Genomic DNA, 16869 nt, shown 5'->3' with positions numbered 1-16869 from the left:
TCACAAAACGTATAAGATTATAAAGGATTAACCCTAGTGTTGGGCATTGTTTACCTCTATCCAATAACCCTCTGGATCTTGAAGGTATATTTGACGTACGCCATCGGCCCTCAGAGTTACTGCACTTTTCTTGCCAGGCCAATCTTCGTATGAAATATTTTGCTTTTTCAGATGAGATATAAACGCATCTATATCAGGTGTAGAAAGGCATAAATGCATTGATTTATGCTTTTTCATTTGTACGGTATCCTTGTAGATTAAATGCAATTGAGAATTTCCTTGCACTTGAAACCAACGGAATCCTGGTGCTTTGGTGGGATGTGGAATTTCTTTCAATTTTAATACATCTGCATAAAAATCTGCGGAAGTTTCCAAATCATTCACGATAAGGGAAGAGTGATCGATCTTAAAATCAAATTCCTGCGCAGAAAGCATCAAGCAGGGTATAAGGAAGAGCATTAGGAACATTTTATTCATACAACACGATTTTTTTAAGTTTGGAATATAGTGTTTTTGAGGATGGAAAATGGTCAATTCTCTTTCGGGTTTTCAAATAACAATCCTTTTACGATTAAAAATTGCGCAGTGGCGTAGGTTCCCATGACGGTAAGTGATGACCAAGGTATATCGAACATAAATTTATTCAGCGCAAGAATGGTGTCTGAGACAATAAAGAAAAGAGCACCTAAAAATATCAGGTTAAAACTGATCGCATTTACTTTTTTCCGACGGCCATATGAAGTAACCGCCATAGCCAAAATCGCCAAAATGTATATAGCTACCGGCAGTCTAAGCGGGCCTAAATTAGCTTCCAGCATTATGAACAATGTGGTTCCGTAAGCTAGAAAGAGAAGTAAAATCAACCCAAAGTCTAAAGAATTTCTACTTGCCCTCCGCAGTAGGAATATGACGCAGTACAAGATGTGGGCGAATAGAAATGAGACTAGACCAAATACAAAATAGTGGTTTGACGGATTATCGAACATTAAAAAAACATCGCCTAGCAAGGAAAAAAATAAAGCGGATAATGTGAGGTAATATGTTGATTGCAATAGATGCTTTCCGTTGTTACCAAAATAGGCGAGTAAAGCGATAAGTATCATCGGTTTGGTAACCATACGAAAACCAGAAAGGTCACTCGCTCCGACAACGCTATCCAAGAGAACAATAAAAATAAATAACCATGTGAAATGGGTTGGACGAAAGTGCATTATAACTTATTTTTTCGTTTTCTCATTACGATGACAAGAAGTGTGGTTTGAATTATAACAGCAATACCATTAGAGAGCCATAGGGCAAGGGTTCCAAATCTAAGGCCGTACAATCCCCAAAAGAAATAAATAAATATCCAACCGACGAGAAACCCCATGGAAAGACTGCTCGGCATATTTGATTTATATTCTTTATATACCTGAATGGCGATAACCAAACAACCGCAAAAACCAAAGATGACGCCAAAGGTTTCAAAAATTGATTTAGGAATTTGAAAGAGGAAATCCATTTTAGAGTTCTTGAATTATTTTACAAGGGTTTCCATATGCCAGAACATCATCGGGTATATTTTTCGTAACTACAGAACCTGCACCGATCGTGACATTATCACCAATTGTAACTCCGGGCATGATGACAGAGTTTCCACCAATCCAAACGTTATCACCAATGGTAACAGGCCTTGTTGATGTGAGGTAACGTGGGCCATCTACATCTTGCACAATTCTTTCGCAAGCTTTTAATGGATGTTGGGCCGTATAAATCTGTACATAGGGGCCCAAAAGGCAATTTTCACCAACGGTAATTATATTGTTGTCCAAGAAAAAACAATTAGCATTGACAAAGGTGTGCGCACCAATAGTGATGTTCTCACCATAATCGCAGTAGAATGGCGCTTCAATCCATACGCCATCCGCTTTGCGATGCAAAAGTTCCATGAGAATTTCGTCTCGTCTAGTGGTTTGAGTTGAATCGATGCGATTATATTCTTGGAACAGTCTTCTGGCCTTATGGTATAATGCTAATAACTCAGGATCTCGTGAACTGTAATTGTTTCCCGCAAGCATTTTTTCTTTTTCGGTCATTTACCGCCTTTTTTTAAAGTTGGGAGCTACAGTGAAAACAAGTCGTTCGAGCGTAATCAAATTAAACGTACTTATTCCCGATATTCTGGTCGAACGTCTTTGCTGTTTGCAAAACATACATTACTTTCTTCCGACTCATTTTCCAAATTCGGAACGTTTAATTGCCAAGATACTCCAAACTTATCTTGTACCCAAGCGTAGCATTTGCTGAATCCATAATTGTCGATGGGCATCAGTATTTTTCCGTTTTCAGATAGCTTCGTAAAAACGCTGCGGAGTTCAGAAACAGATGCAATGTTTATATAAAAAGAAAGAGATTTAGTGAACGTAAAATCGTGTTTTTCCAAATTATCACCACACATAAATTTTTGTCCGTTCAATAAAAAGGAGGCCCTTAGAATGCAGGCTTTACTGTCCAAATCTGTTTTTTTTTGATGATATTCTATATTGGAAACTTTTGAATTGGGGAAAATGGACACATAAAAATTCATGGCGCTTTCGGCTTGGCCATCGAATAGTAAGAAAGGGGCGATCTTCTGATACATTTCAAGGGCTATATCAGGCTTTAAAATCTATTGATTTATGGGTTCCGTCGCAATAGGGCTTATTGTCAGATGCACCGCAGCGACAAAAGGCGGTCGCTCTTTTTTTCATTTCGATAGTACCATCGCTATGTGTCACTTTAAGTTCGCCATGAACCAGTAAAGGACCATTAGGGAGTGCCTCGACTTTAGTTTCGAATGATCCCATTGTTTCTTTATCTTGATTTTCTAGGATGTAACTTAAAGCCCCCGACGGACATTTTCCGATTTGTGATTTTAAGGCTTCAACAGATGCATTTTCAGCTTTTATCCAAGGCTTTTCACTCGGATTATATACCTCGGGAAGTGTTTGTACGCAAATGCCCGAATGGGTACATAGTTTAGGCTTCCAGACTACGGTCAAATCTCCATTTGTGTATTTCTTGGTAATTTCACGTTCTCCCATGACTATTGAATATTAATTCCTTTTAAAACCAGTTTTTTCCATTCTGGGTGGCGTTTGATATATGCTGCTACAAAAGGGCACATAGGTACTAAGTCCAAGTTTTTGCGCTCAATATCTTCCAAGGCCTTTTTGACCATGGCGGAAGCAATTCCTTTTCCCTCTAGTTCTTTTGGTACTTCAGTATGTGTTAAGTAAATTTTATTCTTTGCGAGAATATATTCAATACGGCCAAAGGAACCATCGATGTGTAATTCGTACTGCTTCTCCTCGCTATTGTTTTTTAGGTGGTAATTTTCCATTCTTCCCGTGAGGTATTATTTCGTCTAAATATACGAAATTGCCATTTGATTTTAAACTGAAAAATTTATAAGAAGTTGAAGGTTAACTTAGTGCTTCTTTATACACTTTTAAACAACGTTCCCTAGCCATTTTATGGTCGACCATTTTGTCAGGATAGGCTTTTGGATCGTTCCATTCGGGCACCCACTTTTCTATGTATTCTTTCTGCTTGTCAAATTTGTCAACTTGTGTCATCGGATTGAAAATTCGAAAATAGGGCGCTGCATCTACACCGCTTCCGGCGGCCCATTGCCAATTACCGACATTACTGCTCAATTCGTAATCAAGTAATTTTTCAGAAAAATAGGCTTCGCCCCAGCGCCAATCAATCAACAGATGTTTGCATAAAAAACTCGCGACCAACATACGAACACGGTTGTGCATATAGCCTGTGCGGTTCAGCTCGCGCATTCCTGCATCGACCAAAACATAGCCCGTTTGGCCACTTTTCCATTTTTCAAATTCCGTTTCATTGTTGCGCCAATCGATCCGGTCATACTTCTTTCTAAAAGCCTCCGAAACCGTTTCGGGGTAGTGCCAAAGAATTTGCATAAAGAATTCACGCCATATGAGTTCGTTCCAAAATACTTCATTTTTTTCCGCAATCGCTTTTTTTACCATTTTGCGGATAGATACTGTTCCGAAACGCAGATGCGGACCTAAATGGGAGGTGCCGTTTTCTTTGGCAGGAAAATTTCGAGTGGATTCATAATTTTCAATTAGGGTAGGGGTAACGTCGTATGCCGGAACCTTGATGGAAGCTGTTTCGAAGCCAATGTCGGATAGTGAAAGGTTCGGTAGCCGACTGTGTGCGATCAAATTTCCTAAATATCCATTGGTATAATGAATAACCAAATGTTCATCAGCGCTGAATTTTTCTTTCCACTTGTTTTTGAAAGGAGTGTAAACCACATACGGGTCGCCATCAGCTTTAACCACTTCACTTTTTTCAAAAATGACTTGATCCTTGGATGTTTTGAAGGTGATTTTATGCCGCTCTAAAAATTCCTTAATCGACGAATCACGTTTCTTGGCGTAGGGTTCATAATCGTGATTCGTAAAAACGGATTGAATGTCGTATTCGGTAATTAAATCTTTAAAAACAGCTTCAGGGTTTCCTGAAAGTAGGGCAATGGAGCTATCGTGATCTTTTTGCAGGGTATTTCGCATCTCTTGCAAAGTGGTATGGATGAATGTAACCCGTGCATCATCCTTCGGAAGATTTTCCAAAATTTCAGTATCAAAAATAAAAATCGGGAGTACCGGAAAATCCGCTTTCAAGGCCTGTAAAAAACCAATATTGTCATCTAGTCTCAAATCTCTTCTGAACCAAAAAATGGAAACTTTTTTTCTCATGTTACGTAATGTTCAAAGTACTCATTCCACCATCAACGCTAATTATCTGGCCAGTCATCCAATCACTTTTTGCATCTAACAGAAAAGTAACCATATTGGCAATATCTTCTGGCTTCCCAATCCGTTTTAATGGATGGCGCTGAGCCATAGTCTCTTTTTTCCTATCATTATTCAATAACCGTTTTGCCAACGGGGTATCGGTCAAGGAAGGCGCTACTACATTCACCCGAAATTTCGGTGCGTATTCTGCGGCCAAAGCCTTGGCGAACCCCTCAACGGCACCTTTCGATGCAGCAACACTGGTATGATAAGGCATTCCCATACCAACGGCTACCGTGCTGAAAAACACCATACTGGCGCCTTCTGCCATATGTGGCATGATTTCTTTTAAAACCTTGACCAAACTAAAAAAATTGAGCTGCATGTCATCTTGAAATGTAGATAAACTCAACATCTTAAAAGGCTTTAGGTCAATACTTCCCGGACAATATACGAATCCGTGAATGGCATCAGGAAGCAATGAAACATCTAAGGTATCTGACAATACATCAAAAGGAATGTGGGTAACAGTAGCTTCATCCAACCCATCTTTGGTTCGAGAAGCAACAAAAATAGAATGATGTTCTTGAAGCTGTTCCACTATGGAAAGTCCAATGCCATGAGAGCCGCCTATAAGTAGTATGTTTTTCTTCATAAGTAACTAAATTGAATTGAAATGAAGTTCTTGGGTGCCATTTCCGTATTTACCGAACAACTGTAAAAGTTGTTGTTCCCGGTAGTAAAAAATGAATTCTAACTGTTTTTTTACTATTGAGGTATGTACGAGCTGACCTAGAATACCAAAAGGAAGTTTGTAGTCTATAATATCTTCCATTTCAACGCCTCCTTCTATAGGTTTTAAAAAATGCTTGTGGTGCCAAAGGGCATATGGTCCAAATCGTTGCTCATCAACAAAGTATTCACCCTCTTTTACATGGGTTATTTCGGTAACCCATTTGGTTGAATAAAAAGGAAATGGAGATACGTTATAAGAAATTATTTGACCTGCGTACATGGGCCTGTCTGCCCCAGAAAGAACATTGAAAGCCATATGTTTAGGCGTAATAACCTTTAGGTTATTAGGGTTGGATAGAAATTCCCACGCCTCTTTCTGAGAAATAGGAAGTGTCTGCTTGGCATGTAGTTGATACAATTTCATGGTCTAAATATTCATTCTAAGATACATATTTTGTTTAATAGAAAACAAAAATAATTAAACAAATATATGATAGTGATTTGTGATACTCTCGGTTGGCCCTCTTATTTGGGAATTTATTAACAAATGTAAATGGGGTTTATATATAGATTTGTGAAAACTAAAAAAACTTAGAACAATGAAAAAATTAGCAGTAGTACTTTGTGCCTTTATGGCCTCTTACGCCATCGAAGCACAGACTGAAAAACCCGCACCTAGCCCACTTTCAAAATTGGAACAAAAAGTTGGGTTGACCGATGTATCTATTGAATATTCTAGACCTTCAATGCGCGGTCGAACTATTTTTGGTGATTTAGTACCTTATGATAAATTATGGCGCACCGGTGCCAATGCGCGTACAAAAATCACGTTTAGCGATGATGTAACCGTAGACGGACAAACTTTAAAGGCTGGTTCTTACGCTATCTTTACGAAACCCGGTCAACAAAATTGGGAGGTATTCTTCTATGCCGAGACCGAAGGGGGAGGTAATCCTGAATGGGATGACAGTAAGGTTGCTGCCAAAACAACTGCGCAGGTTCACGCTATTCCCATGCCTATAGAGACATTTACCATTACTGTAGATGATTTGACCGATACTGGAGCGGTATTGGGACTTATGTGGGAAAAGGCATATGTTGGTGTTAAGTTTGGAGTTTCTAAATAAAACTGCCGTCTCATAAGGCATAACTATCATCCTTAAGGCATAAACTGCCAATGCATGCTTCACACTGAATTAAAGTGTGGCGCTCCAAATAATTGATAGTATATTAAATTTATATAAAAGGCCCGTGAAATTTCACGGGCCTTTATTTTTTACTGATCGAGACTAAATACGATTGCCTTCCAAGTCGCTTCGGGAATCTTGTTTTCGGTTTTTAGAGCTTCAATTTCTTCTCCGTTCGAAAAGAGGGACAGCACCAATTTGTTTTGGTCGTTCGATGCTAATGCTGAAACCATTTGTTTAACCTCATTTTCCTGCCCCAATTTCTTTAACGCCAAAAGGCCAAAAAGATGATTGATCCCGGAGCGTTCAATATGCTCATTAGTGAAAGCTACAATTTCTTTTAATAGCTTTTCTCTTTGTTCGATTTGGTCCGTTTTACCGTAACTAATGGCCAATAGGTAATCTTGAAGACGTTCATCGGGTCCGTAGGGTTTACCAACACCAATATTTTCAGGCCACTCTTTTGATTGTTCCAAAATGGGTACCGCTTTCTTAAAGTTCCCCTTATCCATATAAGATTGGGCCAAAGCAATATGTGCATCCTCATATATTTTTCTACTTTCGCTGGCGTGTTCGTAAGGCAATACTTGAATTTTCTTTAAAACAGCTATAGCCTCTGCGTAGCGCTCCGTATTCAATAGCGATTTGGCATGTGCCAAGCCTATGTTATAATTTTTATCGAATTTTTTAAAGGCTTTAATCGACGTTTTTAGTGCGGCCTCGTACGATTTATTGTTCAAGTAAAATTGAATGAGTTCTTCCCATATTTTCCAGTCATTAGGGCTTAGTTGCTGGGCTTTGAGGTAATCATTTTCTTTATCTGCAAAATCTGAGGTTTTCAATATGGCTGACCTAAATTGATAAAAAGTAGCTACATCGGGGATATTACCCAAGGCCTTCAAAAGCATTTTTCCTTTTAGGTCTAAACCTACACTCAAATAATTTTGAGCCAAATAGTATTGAAGCTTCCAATTATCAGTTTGCTTCAAAGCCCATTCAAGAACAGGGATTGTTTCCCTACGATACGGAAAAACAAATGCTGTAGAGGCTTTAATTACTTGATTAAGGTTTGCCTCGCTGTCGTCTGAATCTTTTTGACGAGATAAATAGGCGCTCCATAGTTGGTTTTTGGTGTCCTCTGTATTCAGGTGTAGAATTTTCAGTGCTTCATCCCACAATCCTAAAGATTGATATTGCAGGGCAAGATTTAAACTTGTTTCTGCAGGAAATTCATTTGTTATATTATTGGTTACTTCAGAAGGCAGCTCTTCTGAATTCATGAAGTGTGTTTCAAATGCAACAAAATGATCTAATGGGGCGATTTCAAGTAATTCTTTTACTTCTTGGTCGAAACCAATTTTATCATTTAATTTTCTAGCAGTGACAAGCAATACCTTTCTTGCATTCAAATTATAGGTATTAAAGTCCAATGCCTTTAGCGCGTAGTCCGTAGCTCTCTGATAGTTTTTCGATGCCAAATACAGTTCTGCCATTTGAGCAAACGATACGGAGCGGTATTTGATGTCCCTAGCCGACCAACCCAAAGATTCTAAGGCATTAATAGTGTCATTAACTGCCCGATATGCCATACCTGCCCTGTAGTTGGCACCCGAGTTGTAGGTATCCATTTGCAACACACGATTGGCATATTCCAAAGCTTTGGAATAATTTGTTTTTCTAAACTCCAATTCCGAAAGTTGAACTAGTCCGGCTCGGTGGGACGGGTCTAATGCTACCAGTTTAGTTAATTTTTCGTTGGCCAAGGTATAGTCTCTATATGCCATGGCTTCCAATCCTTCATGATAAAGTTTTTCAGTTTCGGAAACCTTTAAGTTTTCATCGGAATAGAAGGGTCTCTTTAGCCGATTTGCCTCAGAATTGGTGGTATAGGATAATTCAGTGCCATTAATTGAAACCAATAAGGAATCTGAGCTTTTTGCCAGGATAGTTTTAGAAAAAACATCCATTGGAGCCAAATTCAACTTTTGGGTGAAAACAACTTTTTCGTTCACTGTCACCTTAATTTCCTTATCCAGTTTTTGAAGGGCATTCAGTCCTATTTCAAAACCATCTGCAGTGTTGGTCACATTAAGCACCCCATGTTCTGAAGCATCGACCATACCTCCAATTTCTTTATAAGGAAACCACAGTTCGTGCCAACGGTCCGTGACATAAGGGTCAAAACCGACTTGACTGATGGGATTGATGGCGCCACCAGAGTATTGATCGAAGAGACGTCCGGCTTGAAATTCGATATATTGACCATCGGTATCGGTAAGTAAATCTTCCCAAATACCCCCGGATCGGGATAAAGCCCAAAGCCATAATTTTTGTCCGGGCATTTCTTCATACGGAGCCCATTGGCCAAACCCGAATTTGCGGTCGTGATAGTATCCTCCAAAAAAATCATTGTATTCCCCCACGATATGATAGGATTTTGCGGGTCCGAAATTATTATTCTTATAATGGGATAGGTCTCTTCCCTGCTTGTCGATTGGCCACGAATGTGCGTCACCATTATGTTCGACATAGGCATTTCCTGGAATAAAAAATTCGAGATCATAAGTGGCCACTGCGGCAGCAGTCATCCAGTTGTAATATGATTCATTAAGTTGTGATGCGTTGTACCAAGAAGCATTGGTTTCAAAATATGCCTTATCTTTTTCTAGACGTATTTCTACGCTCCATGTGGTGTTTGAAGGCAAATCGGTGTTTCCTACAAAGCAGCTCACACTACCATCATTATTCGTACGCGTTAAATAATCGACCGGGGTAGCTGTCGAAGGGTGGTGACCTATAATTCCAAAGTTGAATTCGATACCACCCGAAGTCCAAGGTCCGCGCATGGCAATATTCCTAAATTTAATGACTTCATTTTTATATAAAAACTCTTCACCGGTACTCTTTTCAATAGCGCCCCATACCTTACCACCGATTTCTGGTAAAATAAATACTTTGATATAATCATTTTCAAGGGTTACAACTTTCCAATCCTTTTTTTTGGAGGTGTGTTCATATTCCTCAAACTTAAAATAAGGGGCTATTTTTGAATTTTCAGAAACTATCGGAACTGGGTTGGGTTTGCCAAAGTGATAGGTCTCTAGCGATTTTGTTTCTTCGCTGATAGTTATCGATTGTGCTCTAACCCCAATAAAAGAAAATATCAGAATCAGATAAGGCAATATTTGTAATATTTTCATACTCAATCAAGTTTTAAATTATCAATCTGGATTGTTTGTTTTCACAACACTGAATATCAGTGCTAAATTTTACATGTTCGTAAAGAACTGTCATATTATTTATTGTATACACCATTATACGAGCTACCCATATATGCGCCCCAAGATATTTTACCCGTAACTGGAAATTGTGTGTCGATCCTATTTATCTGAAGACCATCAAAGGTGTAGGTTTGCTTTGAGTTAGTGCCGTGGACATATACAATATCTAAAAAACCATTATTGTCCAAATCGCCTATCCAAGGGGTAGATGAGAGATTGTTACCTTCATAATCTAAATCCAGCTTGGCACTTATTTTTTCCGTAAACTCTATTGCCATTATGTTGTTATAAAAAAATTTCATCTCAAATTCATTAAGGATTTGATAGTTTATGGGCAACAAAGCCTCATCCCTACCATCACCATTGAGGTCTGCCACAACGGGTGTACTCATCTGGTAAAACCCTAAATTGTCTTCATACACAATCGCTCCCTTTTGCCCATCTATCATAACTTGTTTTGACCAATCTAAATTTGGCCAGGTCCCTTGTGCAAAAGAAACAAAAAAGTCTGGAATGGAATCATTGGTAAAAAGACCAATTGCCAAAGAACTATATGCCTCTGCATTGGGTACCATGACCGTCCAGATGGGTTCGTGCGTGTAGCCATCAAAGGCGAGTATTCTGCCATCTACGGCATTGGCGATAATATCGTGTTGACTGTCGCCATTAATATCAACCCAAGCCGCAGGGCCAACGAACCCCTTATTTTTACCACTGGCTAATTTTTCTGATTTTGATAGATTTCCTGATTTGATTTCCGCAAGGGAGGTCACAAAGAGATTGCCCTCAAGCGTTTCTCCTCCGGTTCCGAATATTACATTTTTAAATCTATTCGAATGATTAGGCAAAACAGCTACCGACATATAGGTTTCGCCACCGTCGGGCATTGGCGCCCTACTTATTAGATTTCCGTTCGTTCCATCAAGAATCACTAAATGACCCGGTGGTCTGTTTGAGTCATAGGGTTCTGCGAGTACATCACCTCCGTTCGAAATCAAAATATCATCTTGACCATCATTATTCTGATCTGGAATAAATTGTGGGTTATAGAAGTTAAACCATTCCTTTTCTTGTTTTTTCGGCTTTTGAAATCTCCAAATCACCTTGCCTGAATATCCATCAATCGCTATTAATTCGGCAGATCGTCCGTTTATGAAAACATCCATAATCCCATCATGATTAATGTCTTTGAGGGCTGCCGACCCAAAAATCTGATCACGGGCCGACACCTTCCAGATTAGTTCACCGGTTTTCCCATTTAGGGCAACAACTGCTGAATCACATGACTGAAACTCTTTTCTGCCAGCTCCTAAGATTATATCGCCGATTGAATCATTATTCAAATCTGCTATTCTGGGAGAAGAAAATGATCCGATGCCGGGTAACCTTTTTGCCCAAGTATCTTGCGCGGAAACATCCTCGACAAGAAATATCGTTAAATATATCAAGGCTATGAGATACTTTACAATTTTAAAGCCGTGGAAATGCGTTACTATATCCAAAATTTCCCAAAAACTAATCACTATTATTTTAAAGTGAAAAAACATACGGTATCAAGTTTTGATTATTTCTTGCGAACAGAGCGAGTTTCTTATTAACTACTAATTGCATTGCAGTTAGGTCTCGAACCTCACCTTTACTGTTCAGGCTACTTTCGATTGGCTATACTTCATTAAAATTGACACCGCCATCATCCAACAGTCAAATAGGTTTCTTCATATTTCGGTGTAAAATGGTTTGGGTTTTTTCCAATTGGTTCTCCTCAAATTTATTTCCTTCACTTTGACAAAAATATTTTGAGGTTTTGTTGCGCTTTCTATGGCCTGATATTGGAATTAGTATGTTCTATTGCCTGAATATTACCGTTATTGTTAGCTACCAATATTACTTCTTTCTTGCCAACTTTTATCATTTTCATATCCCTAACATCGTTCGGAGCATTAAAACCACTTTCATTTACTGAAGTCGGAGCAAAATCGCCTTTTCCACTACCTTTTAAAAACAGACCAATACTTGCGTCGTTTCTAGGTGTTTCAATTTCTGAAGGGTATAAATTACCTGAAATCAATAAATCCTTGTTTCCATCGTTGTCATAATCATTTATCAAAATACTATTTATGGAAGATACTTGAGCCAAGGTTGGTAAGGGTGTAGTGCTAAAGGTGCCATCACCATTATTCTCGATATATGCAGAGGCAAAGGTCTTGGCCTTAAGGTTTAGGGCACTTTTTAAAGATTCGCCATATACGTCGTTTAGATTCGAATTGCCAAATTCTTCAAAGGTTTTGAATTTCGTACTTAATGACGGTATTTGCTGTGAAGAGCAACTTTTTCCCCTCACGGGAAAAGCCTCTCCATGTTCATAATAACTTAATACAATATCTAAAATACCATTACCATCGAAATCATAACTATGCACTTCAAAGGGCTCTTCAACGGAAGCTTTGTATTTATAATTTAAGCCTAGATTGCCAACTAAGATGTCTTTATCACCATCGCCATCCATGTCCTCCGTTTGAACCTCATAATACCAGCCCTCACTATCTGGAATACTCTGTTTTTTAAAGCCGCCATCGCCCGATTGTTCAAAAATTGTGATGGGCATCCATTCACCGACAACAATTAAATCATCAAGACCATCCTTATTAAAATCTGCCCAACTGGCGGCGGTTACCAACCCTAGTCCTTTTAAATTTGGGGCTTTTTCTGATATATCGACAAATTTGCCTCCTTTGTTTTCAAGGAGGTGACTATCGGCCGCCTCAGGGTATTTACGAGGTGTTAACCGACCACCGATAAACAAGTCTATATCTCCATCTTTATCAAAATCATTGGGTATTATACATGAACCGCTCGTCAGGTATGTGGGAAGGGCATTTGCCTTCTTTGCAAAACGACCATTTCCGTTATTGACATACAAACGATCTTGAAGGGCCGCATCGCCAACATCAAATTCATTTCCGCCGCTTACCACAAAAAGATCCAGATCATTATCACCGTCAATATCCACAAATGCTACACCCATATCTTCACTGGCCTTATCTTGGGTCCAGGCTCCTTCATTCACGGAATCAAATGTTCCCGCTTGGTTTTGAATAAAAAGCTGGCCAGGGATTCCAGCGGCACCTCCTAAATAGAAATCCTCAAGCCCGTCGCCATTGACATCACCAATACCCACTGATGGACCGAATTGTGACATTTTATGCGGAAGAAGTATTTCCCATTTGTAGTCATCATGCTCGTTTTCTTGATGTTTCACTTGGCCCAATCCTAAAGACTTCGTCACATCTTTAAATAGTGTTACTTTCTTTGAATCATCAGAATCAACATTAACTGCTTCATTAGAGGGGTCAATTTGATGGGTTAGATTAGTCGCGAGATCATTAAGTACGGTTTTTTTACCATTAGGCCACTCAATTATAGCCTTGGATATGGTTTCTTCTTTTCCTACACCAAAATGCAAAATATCCTCACTTTTAGACATATAGCCCCGTGTGTTGGAGAGATAGTTCGTCTGCCAGATTTTGTTTTTTTTGTATAGGGTTATTTTAGTACCTATAACGATTTCATTTACTGTAGCTGCTATATTAAACCTTATATATTTGCCTATATTTTTCTCAACTGTCGTGTTTTTTAGGAGTTGGACGTTTTCATTAATATTATTGACGACTAAATCAAGATCACCATCAAGATCTAGGTCGGCAAACGCAGCACCGTTCGAGAGGGTCGGCATATCGATACCCCAATCTATTGTCTTGTTGCTAAAGGTATAATCACCATTATTCTTATAGATATAATTCGCCAACTTATCTGTTGGCGCCAAATTAGCAAAATCCATGACATCGACCATGTTATTTGGATTTACACCTCTTTTTTGGGCCACAGATCGAATACTATCCAATTTCTTTTCATAAACCGTTACCAAGTCACTATTTCTATTGTTGCTTACCACTCCATTGGTAATAAAAAGATCTTTATGACCGTCATTATCAAAATCCCCGAACAATGGAGCCCAGCTCCAATCGGTGCTCGTCACTCCTGCTAATTGTGCCAGATCACTAAAAGAGCCATTACCGTTATTTCTTTGTAACGTATTAAACATGTACTGATAATGGCCACCATTTTCGACTACCCTCCAAAATTCCTCGGGCGCCATACTTCCCATATTTGTTTTAATCCGCTTATGGTCTTCGGCCACCATGTCAACGACCATAACATCTAAAAAACCATCATTGTCATAATCGGAAATGTCACTTCCCATACTGAAATTCGAAATATGTTTAGTAGCCTTTTTGATGTTGTCTTTAAACGTGCCGTCTTTTTGATTGATGTACATATGATCGGGCACATCGAAATCGTTGGTTACATAGATATCTTGCCAGCCGTCATTATTTAAATCGCCCGTAGTGGCCGACAGGCCAAATCCAAAATTTCTTACATTTCCTTTTATCGTATAATCTTCAAATTTTCCATTGCCCAAATTGCGGTACAACCGATCACTGAACAGAATGTCGGAGAATTGTGAAAAATTCAATTTATTTCCTAGATTAGGAATACTCGGTGGTTGGTTGACAACGTAGACGTCCAATAATCCATCTTGATCGAAATCAAAGAAAGTGGCCTGAATCGAAAAACCATTGTCATCTAGACCAAAGGATTCGGCTTTTTCGGTAAAAGTCAGGTCGCCATTATTTATATAGAGTTGATTTGCACTTTTTTCATTTTCTAGATATACAAAGCGGCAGACATAAATATCTTGGTCTCCATCATTATCTATGTCGGCGAAGGTTACACCTGATGACCAACTATTATCGGAAGTGATACCGGCCGAAGCTGAGATGTCTTCGAACTCTAAGTTTCCTTTGTTTAAAAAAAGTCTATCTCTTACCTGATTTCCAGTGAAAAATATATCTTGAAGTCCATCTTGGTTAATATCCGCAATGGCTACGCCTCCTCCAGATATGAACGCGGAATTTACCATATGGTTGTTCTCACGTACTTGTTTTAGGGTATTTTCAAAAATCAGATTTGAATAGTTCGGAGAAACAACGGTAAATAAAGTTTCGCTGTCTATGTCTTCATCAGCGTCGTCTTTACAATGGTTAAAAGATAGTATTGCAATTAAACCTAGGGTTGCTAATTTAAATTTTTTAATCATTATAAGATTGTTTTATTCTTAGGCGCAGATTATTTAGGAAATACCTGTACCAATTAAAATATCGCAATTTTTTAAAACTAAAAAAAGAGTTGTTCTAAATATTAGAAACAACTCTTTTTTTTAACACAACTTAAAATTAAAAATTAGGTCCACCAGTATCCCACCAAAGCCGCGTTCCAATTTCATCTGGTCCACCAAGGAAACTTGTGGCCTCGGCAACCGATGCTGCATTGTTTTCACGTTGGCTTTGTACAAATACTTGACGTCTTAGGAAGCCGTCTGCTGGAATAATACCCCATTCGGCATTACTATCGTTTTTATAATTAAATGGTAATTTAGGATAATCTGTCCGGCGGTGATCTACCCAGGCTTCGATGGAGTTGGTATAACCATCGATCCATTTTTGTGTGATAATCTTTTCTAGTTTAGCTTCGTTATCTGCAGCCTCATCCCAAGCTACCGTACTTGTGATACGGCTGACAAAATCGTTGACCGCACCAGAGGCTTTAGGATCGTCATAGTTTATTGGTGTACTGGTGTTGTCGGCGAGATAAGCGGCGGCACTGCCAGCCCCCCAATCTTCAAACGAAAGACTGACACCCATTTCGTAGTTATCTTGAGCGTTGCCGGATCCGGCCCATCCACGAAGTGCAGCTTCAGCCAGTAGAAAATGTGTTTCAGCAGCCGTAAAAAAGCGTCTGTTCTCAACATTTTCGAAATCAGAACTGATATTGGAATAAGTTAACCTATCTCCTTTGGCGACCAATTCTGCCCCGTTTCTGATCCCTTTATAGGGAAAGTCAGGATGATCAGGATATAAAGTATCATCTGTAGCAGGATCAAAGAACTTAGAAATTCTCGCATCTTTGTACCCGACAAGTATAGATTCCATGGAAGCACTCATTCGAGTATCTCCCCAGCCAAAACTAATTCTGTATGGTGGGAAAATACCGCCATATAATGAAATTAGGAAATTATCCGTATTTGTGGTAATCAATCCAGCAGGATCACTAATGGCTTTTTCACCTTGTAATTGGGCCAAAGCAGGATCTACTTTTGAAAGGCGCATGGCCAATCGAAGCCTGACACTATTTATCAACTTTTGCCACTGTGGAATACTGCCTCCATAACTGGCATCAAATTTTCCTAAACCAGTATAATCTTGATTAGCCGCGAAAACAGCTTGAACTTCATCGAGTTGGGTAAAGAATGCGTTGTACAACACAGGCTCCGAATCGTAAGTCGCTGGCTCCTGACCGAATTTTGTGTAAATAACGGGTCCATGATATGCGGTTAACCGATGCATACCCAAAACCTTAATTAACTTGGCCCATTCAACAAAAACAGGGTAATCTTCAGCCTGGGCCACTTTGGTGACCTGTGCTGCTGGAGACATAATTTGGTCATATATTCTATTCCAATACGTATTCCAGGTGATGTAATAGGTCGTATTATTAATACCACCGACAAATACGGTAGGAGTAGCCAAATGCCGTACCCAAGAATCGTGGGACAGATTATGCTCAATTTGATCACCAAAGAGATTTTTTAACATGGGCGGGTAAAAGGCGCCTACGTTATTGAAATCCTGTTTAAGGGATTCGTCATCAATTTGAGACGGATTTTCGTTTAGTTCTACAAAATTATCCGTACAGGAACCTGATATGAATAAAAATGTAACTATAAATATATATGTTATGTTTTTCATGTCT

The 16869-nt window shown here is 39.1% G+C and carries 15 protein-coding genes; 1 reads left to right on the top strand and 14 read right to left on the bottom strand.

Going from position 1 to position 16869, the window contains the following annotated elements; all coding sequences use genetic code 11:
• Window positions 1–33: 33 nt before the first annotated feature.
• From BLS33_RS02215 to BLS33_RS02170, 10 genes are all read right to left on the bottom strand, one after another.
• The gene (locus BLS33_RS02215) at window positions 34–477 is read right to left on the bottom strand and encodes a VOC family protein (RefSeq protein ID WP_089884825.1); all 444 of its coding nucleotides are present in this window, start codon (window positions 475–477) and stop codon (window positions 34–36) included.
• Window positions 478–530: 53 nt separating this feature from the next.
• Complete coding sequence (locus BLS33_RS02210; protein ID WP_089884823.1) at window positions 531–1211, bottom strand: lysoplasmalogenase; 681 nt, start codon at window positions 1209–1211, stop codon at window positions 531–533.
• Window positions 1211–1501 carry a hypothetical protein gene (locus tag BLS33_RS02205; protein ID WP_089884821.1) on the bottom strand — a complete coding sequence of 97 codons (291 nt, stop codon included), beginning with the start codon at window positions 1499–1501 and terminating at the stop codon, window positions 1211–1213. Before BLS33_RS02205 ends, BLS33_RS02210 begins: the two co-directional genes overlap by 1 nt.
• A 1-nt stretch (window position 1502) precedes the next feature.
• Window positions 1503–2075: a sugar O-acetyltransferase gene (locus BLS33_RS02200; RefSeq protein ID WP_089884819.1), complete on the bottom strand. Its 573-nt coding sequence runs from the start codon at window positions 2073–2075 to the stop codon at window positions 1503–1505.
• Window positions 2076–2146: 71 nt separating this feature from the next.
• Window positions 2147–2620, bottom strand: coding sequence for a VOC family protein (locus BLS33_RS02195; RefSeq protein ID WP_089884817.1), 474 nt, complete (start codon window positions 2618–2620; stop codon window positions 2147–2149).
• Between the two features lie 13 nt (window positions 2621–2633).
• A complete protein-coding gene (locus BLS33_RS02190; RefSeq protein ID WP_089884815.1) occupies window positions 2634–3062 on the bottom strand; it encodes a (4Fe-4S)-binding protein in 429 nt (142 codons plus the stop codon).
• A 2-nt stretch (window positions 3063–3064) separates the two neighbouring features.
• A complete protein-coding gene (locus BLS33_RS02185) occupies window positions 3065–3361 on the bottom strand; it encodes a GNAT family N-acetyltransferase (RefSeq protein WP_089884813.1) in 297 nt (98 codons plus the stop codon).
• Window positions 3362–3443: 82 nt separating this feature from the next.
• Window positions 3444–4757 carry a cryptochrome/photolyase family protein gene (locus tag BLS33_RS02180; protein ID WP_089884812.1) on the bottom strand — a complete coding sequence of 438 codons (1314 nt, stop codon included), beginning with the start codon at window positions 4755–4757 and terminating at the stop codon, window positions 3444–3446.
• A 1-nt stretch (window position 4758) separates the two neighbouring features.
• The gene (locus BLS33_RS02175) at window positions 4759–5451 is read right to left on the bottom strand and encodes an SDR family NAD(P)-dependent oxidoreductase (protein ID WP_089884810.1); all 693 of its coding nucleotides are present in this window, start codon (window positions 5449–5451) and stop codon (window positions 4759–4761) included.
• A 6-nt stretch (window positions 5452–5457) separates the two neighbouring features.
• A complete protein-coding gene (locus BLS33_RS02170) occupies window positions 5458–5955 on the bottom strand; it encodes an SRPBCC family protein (RefSeq protein WP_089884809.1) in 498 nt (165 codons plus the stop codon).
• A gap of 175 nt (window positions 5956–6130) precedes the next feature.
• Here BLS33_RS02170 and BLS33_RS02165 point away from each other — a divergent pair, with 175 nt between their 5' ends.
• Window positions 6131–6658: a DUF2911 domain-containing protein gene (locus tag BLS33_RS02165; protein ID WP_089884807.1), complete on the top strand. Its 528-nt coding sequence runs from the start codon at window positions 6131–6133 to the stop codon at window positions 6656–6658.
• Window positions 6659–6807: 149 nt separating this feature from the next.
• Here BLS33_RS02165 and BLS33_RS02160 read toward each other — a convergent pair whose 3' ends face one another.
• The 4 genes from BLS33_RS02160 to BLS33_RS02145 all read right to left on the bottom strand — a co-directional run bounded on the left by BLS33_RS02160 (window position 6808) and on the right by BLS33_RS02145 (window position 16865).
• Entirely contained in the window at window positions 6808–9918 is a 3111-nt protein-coding gene (locus BLS33_RS02160; RefSeq protein WP_089884805.1) for a DUF5107 domain-containing protein, read from the bottom strand.
• Between the two features lie 95 nt (window positions 9919–10013).
• Entirely contained in the window at window positions 10014–11546 is a 1533-nt protein-coding gene (locus BLS33_RS02155) for a PQQ-binding-like beta-propeller repeat protein (protein ID WP_089884803.1), read from the bottom strand.
• 269 nt (window positions 11547–11815) lie between these two features.
• Entirely contained in the window at window positions 11816–15157 is a 3342-nt protein-coding gene (locus tag BLS33_RS02150; RefSeq protein ID WP_089884801.1) for a VCBS repeat-containing protein, read from the bottom strand.
• A gap of 136 nt (window positions 15158–15293) precedes the next feature.
• Window positions 15294–16865 carry a SusD/RagB family nutrient-binding outer membrane lipoprotein gene (locus tag BLS33_RS02145; protein ID WP_089884799.1) on the bottom strand — a complete coding sequence of 524 codons (1572 nt, stop codon included), beginning with the start codon at window positions 16863–16865 and terminating at the stop codon, window positions 15294–15296.
• Window positions 16866–16869 lie beyond the last annotated feature (4 nt).

Source organism: Kriegella aquimaris (genome assembly GCF_900103215.1).
GTDB lineage: Bacteria > Bacteroidota > Bacteroidia > Flavobacteriales > Flavobacteriaceae > Kriegella > Kriegella aquimaris.
This window is presented reverse-complemented; position numbering and strand designations above follow the sequence as displayed.

What these genes read in the sequence shown, in the direction of transcription:
- BLS33_RS02200 (WP_089884819.1), bottom strand. Translation starts at nt 2,075, where the DNA reads ATGACCGAAAAAGAAAAAATGCTTGCGGGAAACAATTACAGTTCACGA.
- BLS33_RS02160 (WP_089884805.1), bottom strand. Translation starts at nt 9,918, where the DNA reads ATGAAAATATTACAAATATTGCCTTATCTGATTCTGATATTTTCTTTT.
- BLS33_RS02185 (WP_089884813.1), bottom strand. Translation starts at nt 3,361, where the DNA reads ATGGAAAATTACCACCTAAAAAACAATAGCGAGGAGAAGCAGTACGAA.
- BLS33_RS02150 (WP_089884801.1), bottom strand. Translation starts at nt 15,157, where the DNA reads ATGATTAAAAAATTTAAATTAGCAACCCTAGGTTTAATTGCAATACTA.
- BLS33_RS02215 (WP_089884825.1), bottom strand. Translation starts at nt 477, where the DNA reads ATGAATAAAATGTTCCTAATGCTCTTCCTTATACCCTGCTTGATGCTT.
- BLS33_RS02175 (WP_089884810.1), bottom strand. Translation starts at nt 5,451, where the DNA reads ATGAAGAAAAACATACTACTTATAGGCGGCTCTCATGGCATTGGACTT.
- BLS33_RS02180 (WP_089884812.1), bottom strand. Translation starts at nt 4,757, where the DNA reads ATGAGAAAAAAAGTTTCCATTTTTTGGTTCAGAAGAGATTTGAGACTA.
- BLS33_RS02145 (WP_089884799.1), bottom strand. Translation starts at nt 16,865, where the DNA reads ATGAAAAACATAACATATATATTTATAGTTACATTTTTATTCATATCA.
- BLS33_RS02210 (WP_089884823.1), bottom strand. Translation starts at nt 1,211, where the DNA reads ATGCACTTTCGTCCAACCCATTTCACATGGTTATTTATTTTTATTGTT.
- BLS33_RS02195 (WP_089884817.1), bottom strand. Translation starts at nt 2,620, where the DNA reads ATGTATCAGAAGATCGCCCCTTTCTTACTATTCGATGGCCAAGCCGAA.
- BLS33_RS02170 (WP_089884809.1), bottom strand. Translation starts at nt 5,955, where the DNA reads ATGAAATTGTATCAACTACATGCCAAGCAGACACTTCCTATTTCTCAG.
- BLS33_RS02190 (WP_089884815.1), bottom strand. Translation starts at nt 3,062, where the DNA reads ATGGGAGAACGTGAAATTACCAAGAAATACACAAATGGAGATTTGACC.
- BLS33_RS02205 (WP_089884821.1), bottom strand. Translation starts at nt 1,501, where the DNA reads ATGGATTTCCTCTTTCAAATTCCTAAATCAATTTTTGAAACCTTTGGC.
- BLS33_RS02165 (WP_089884807.1), top strand. Translation starts at nt 6,131, where the DNA reads ATGAAAAAATTAGCAGTAGTACTTTGTGCCTTTATGGCCTCTTACGCC.
- BLS33_RS02155 (WP_089884803.1), bottom strand. Translation starts at nt 11,546, where the DNA reads ATGTTTTTTCACTTTAAAATAATAGTGATTAGTTTTTGGGAAATTTTG.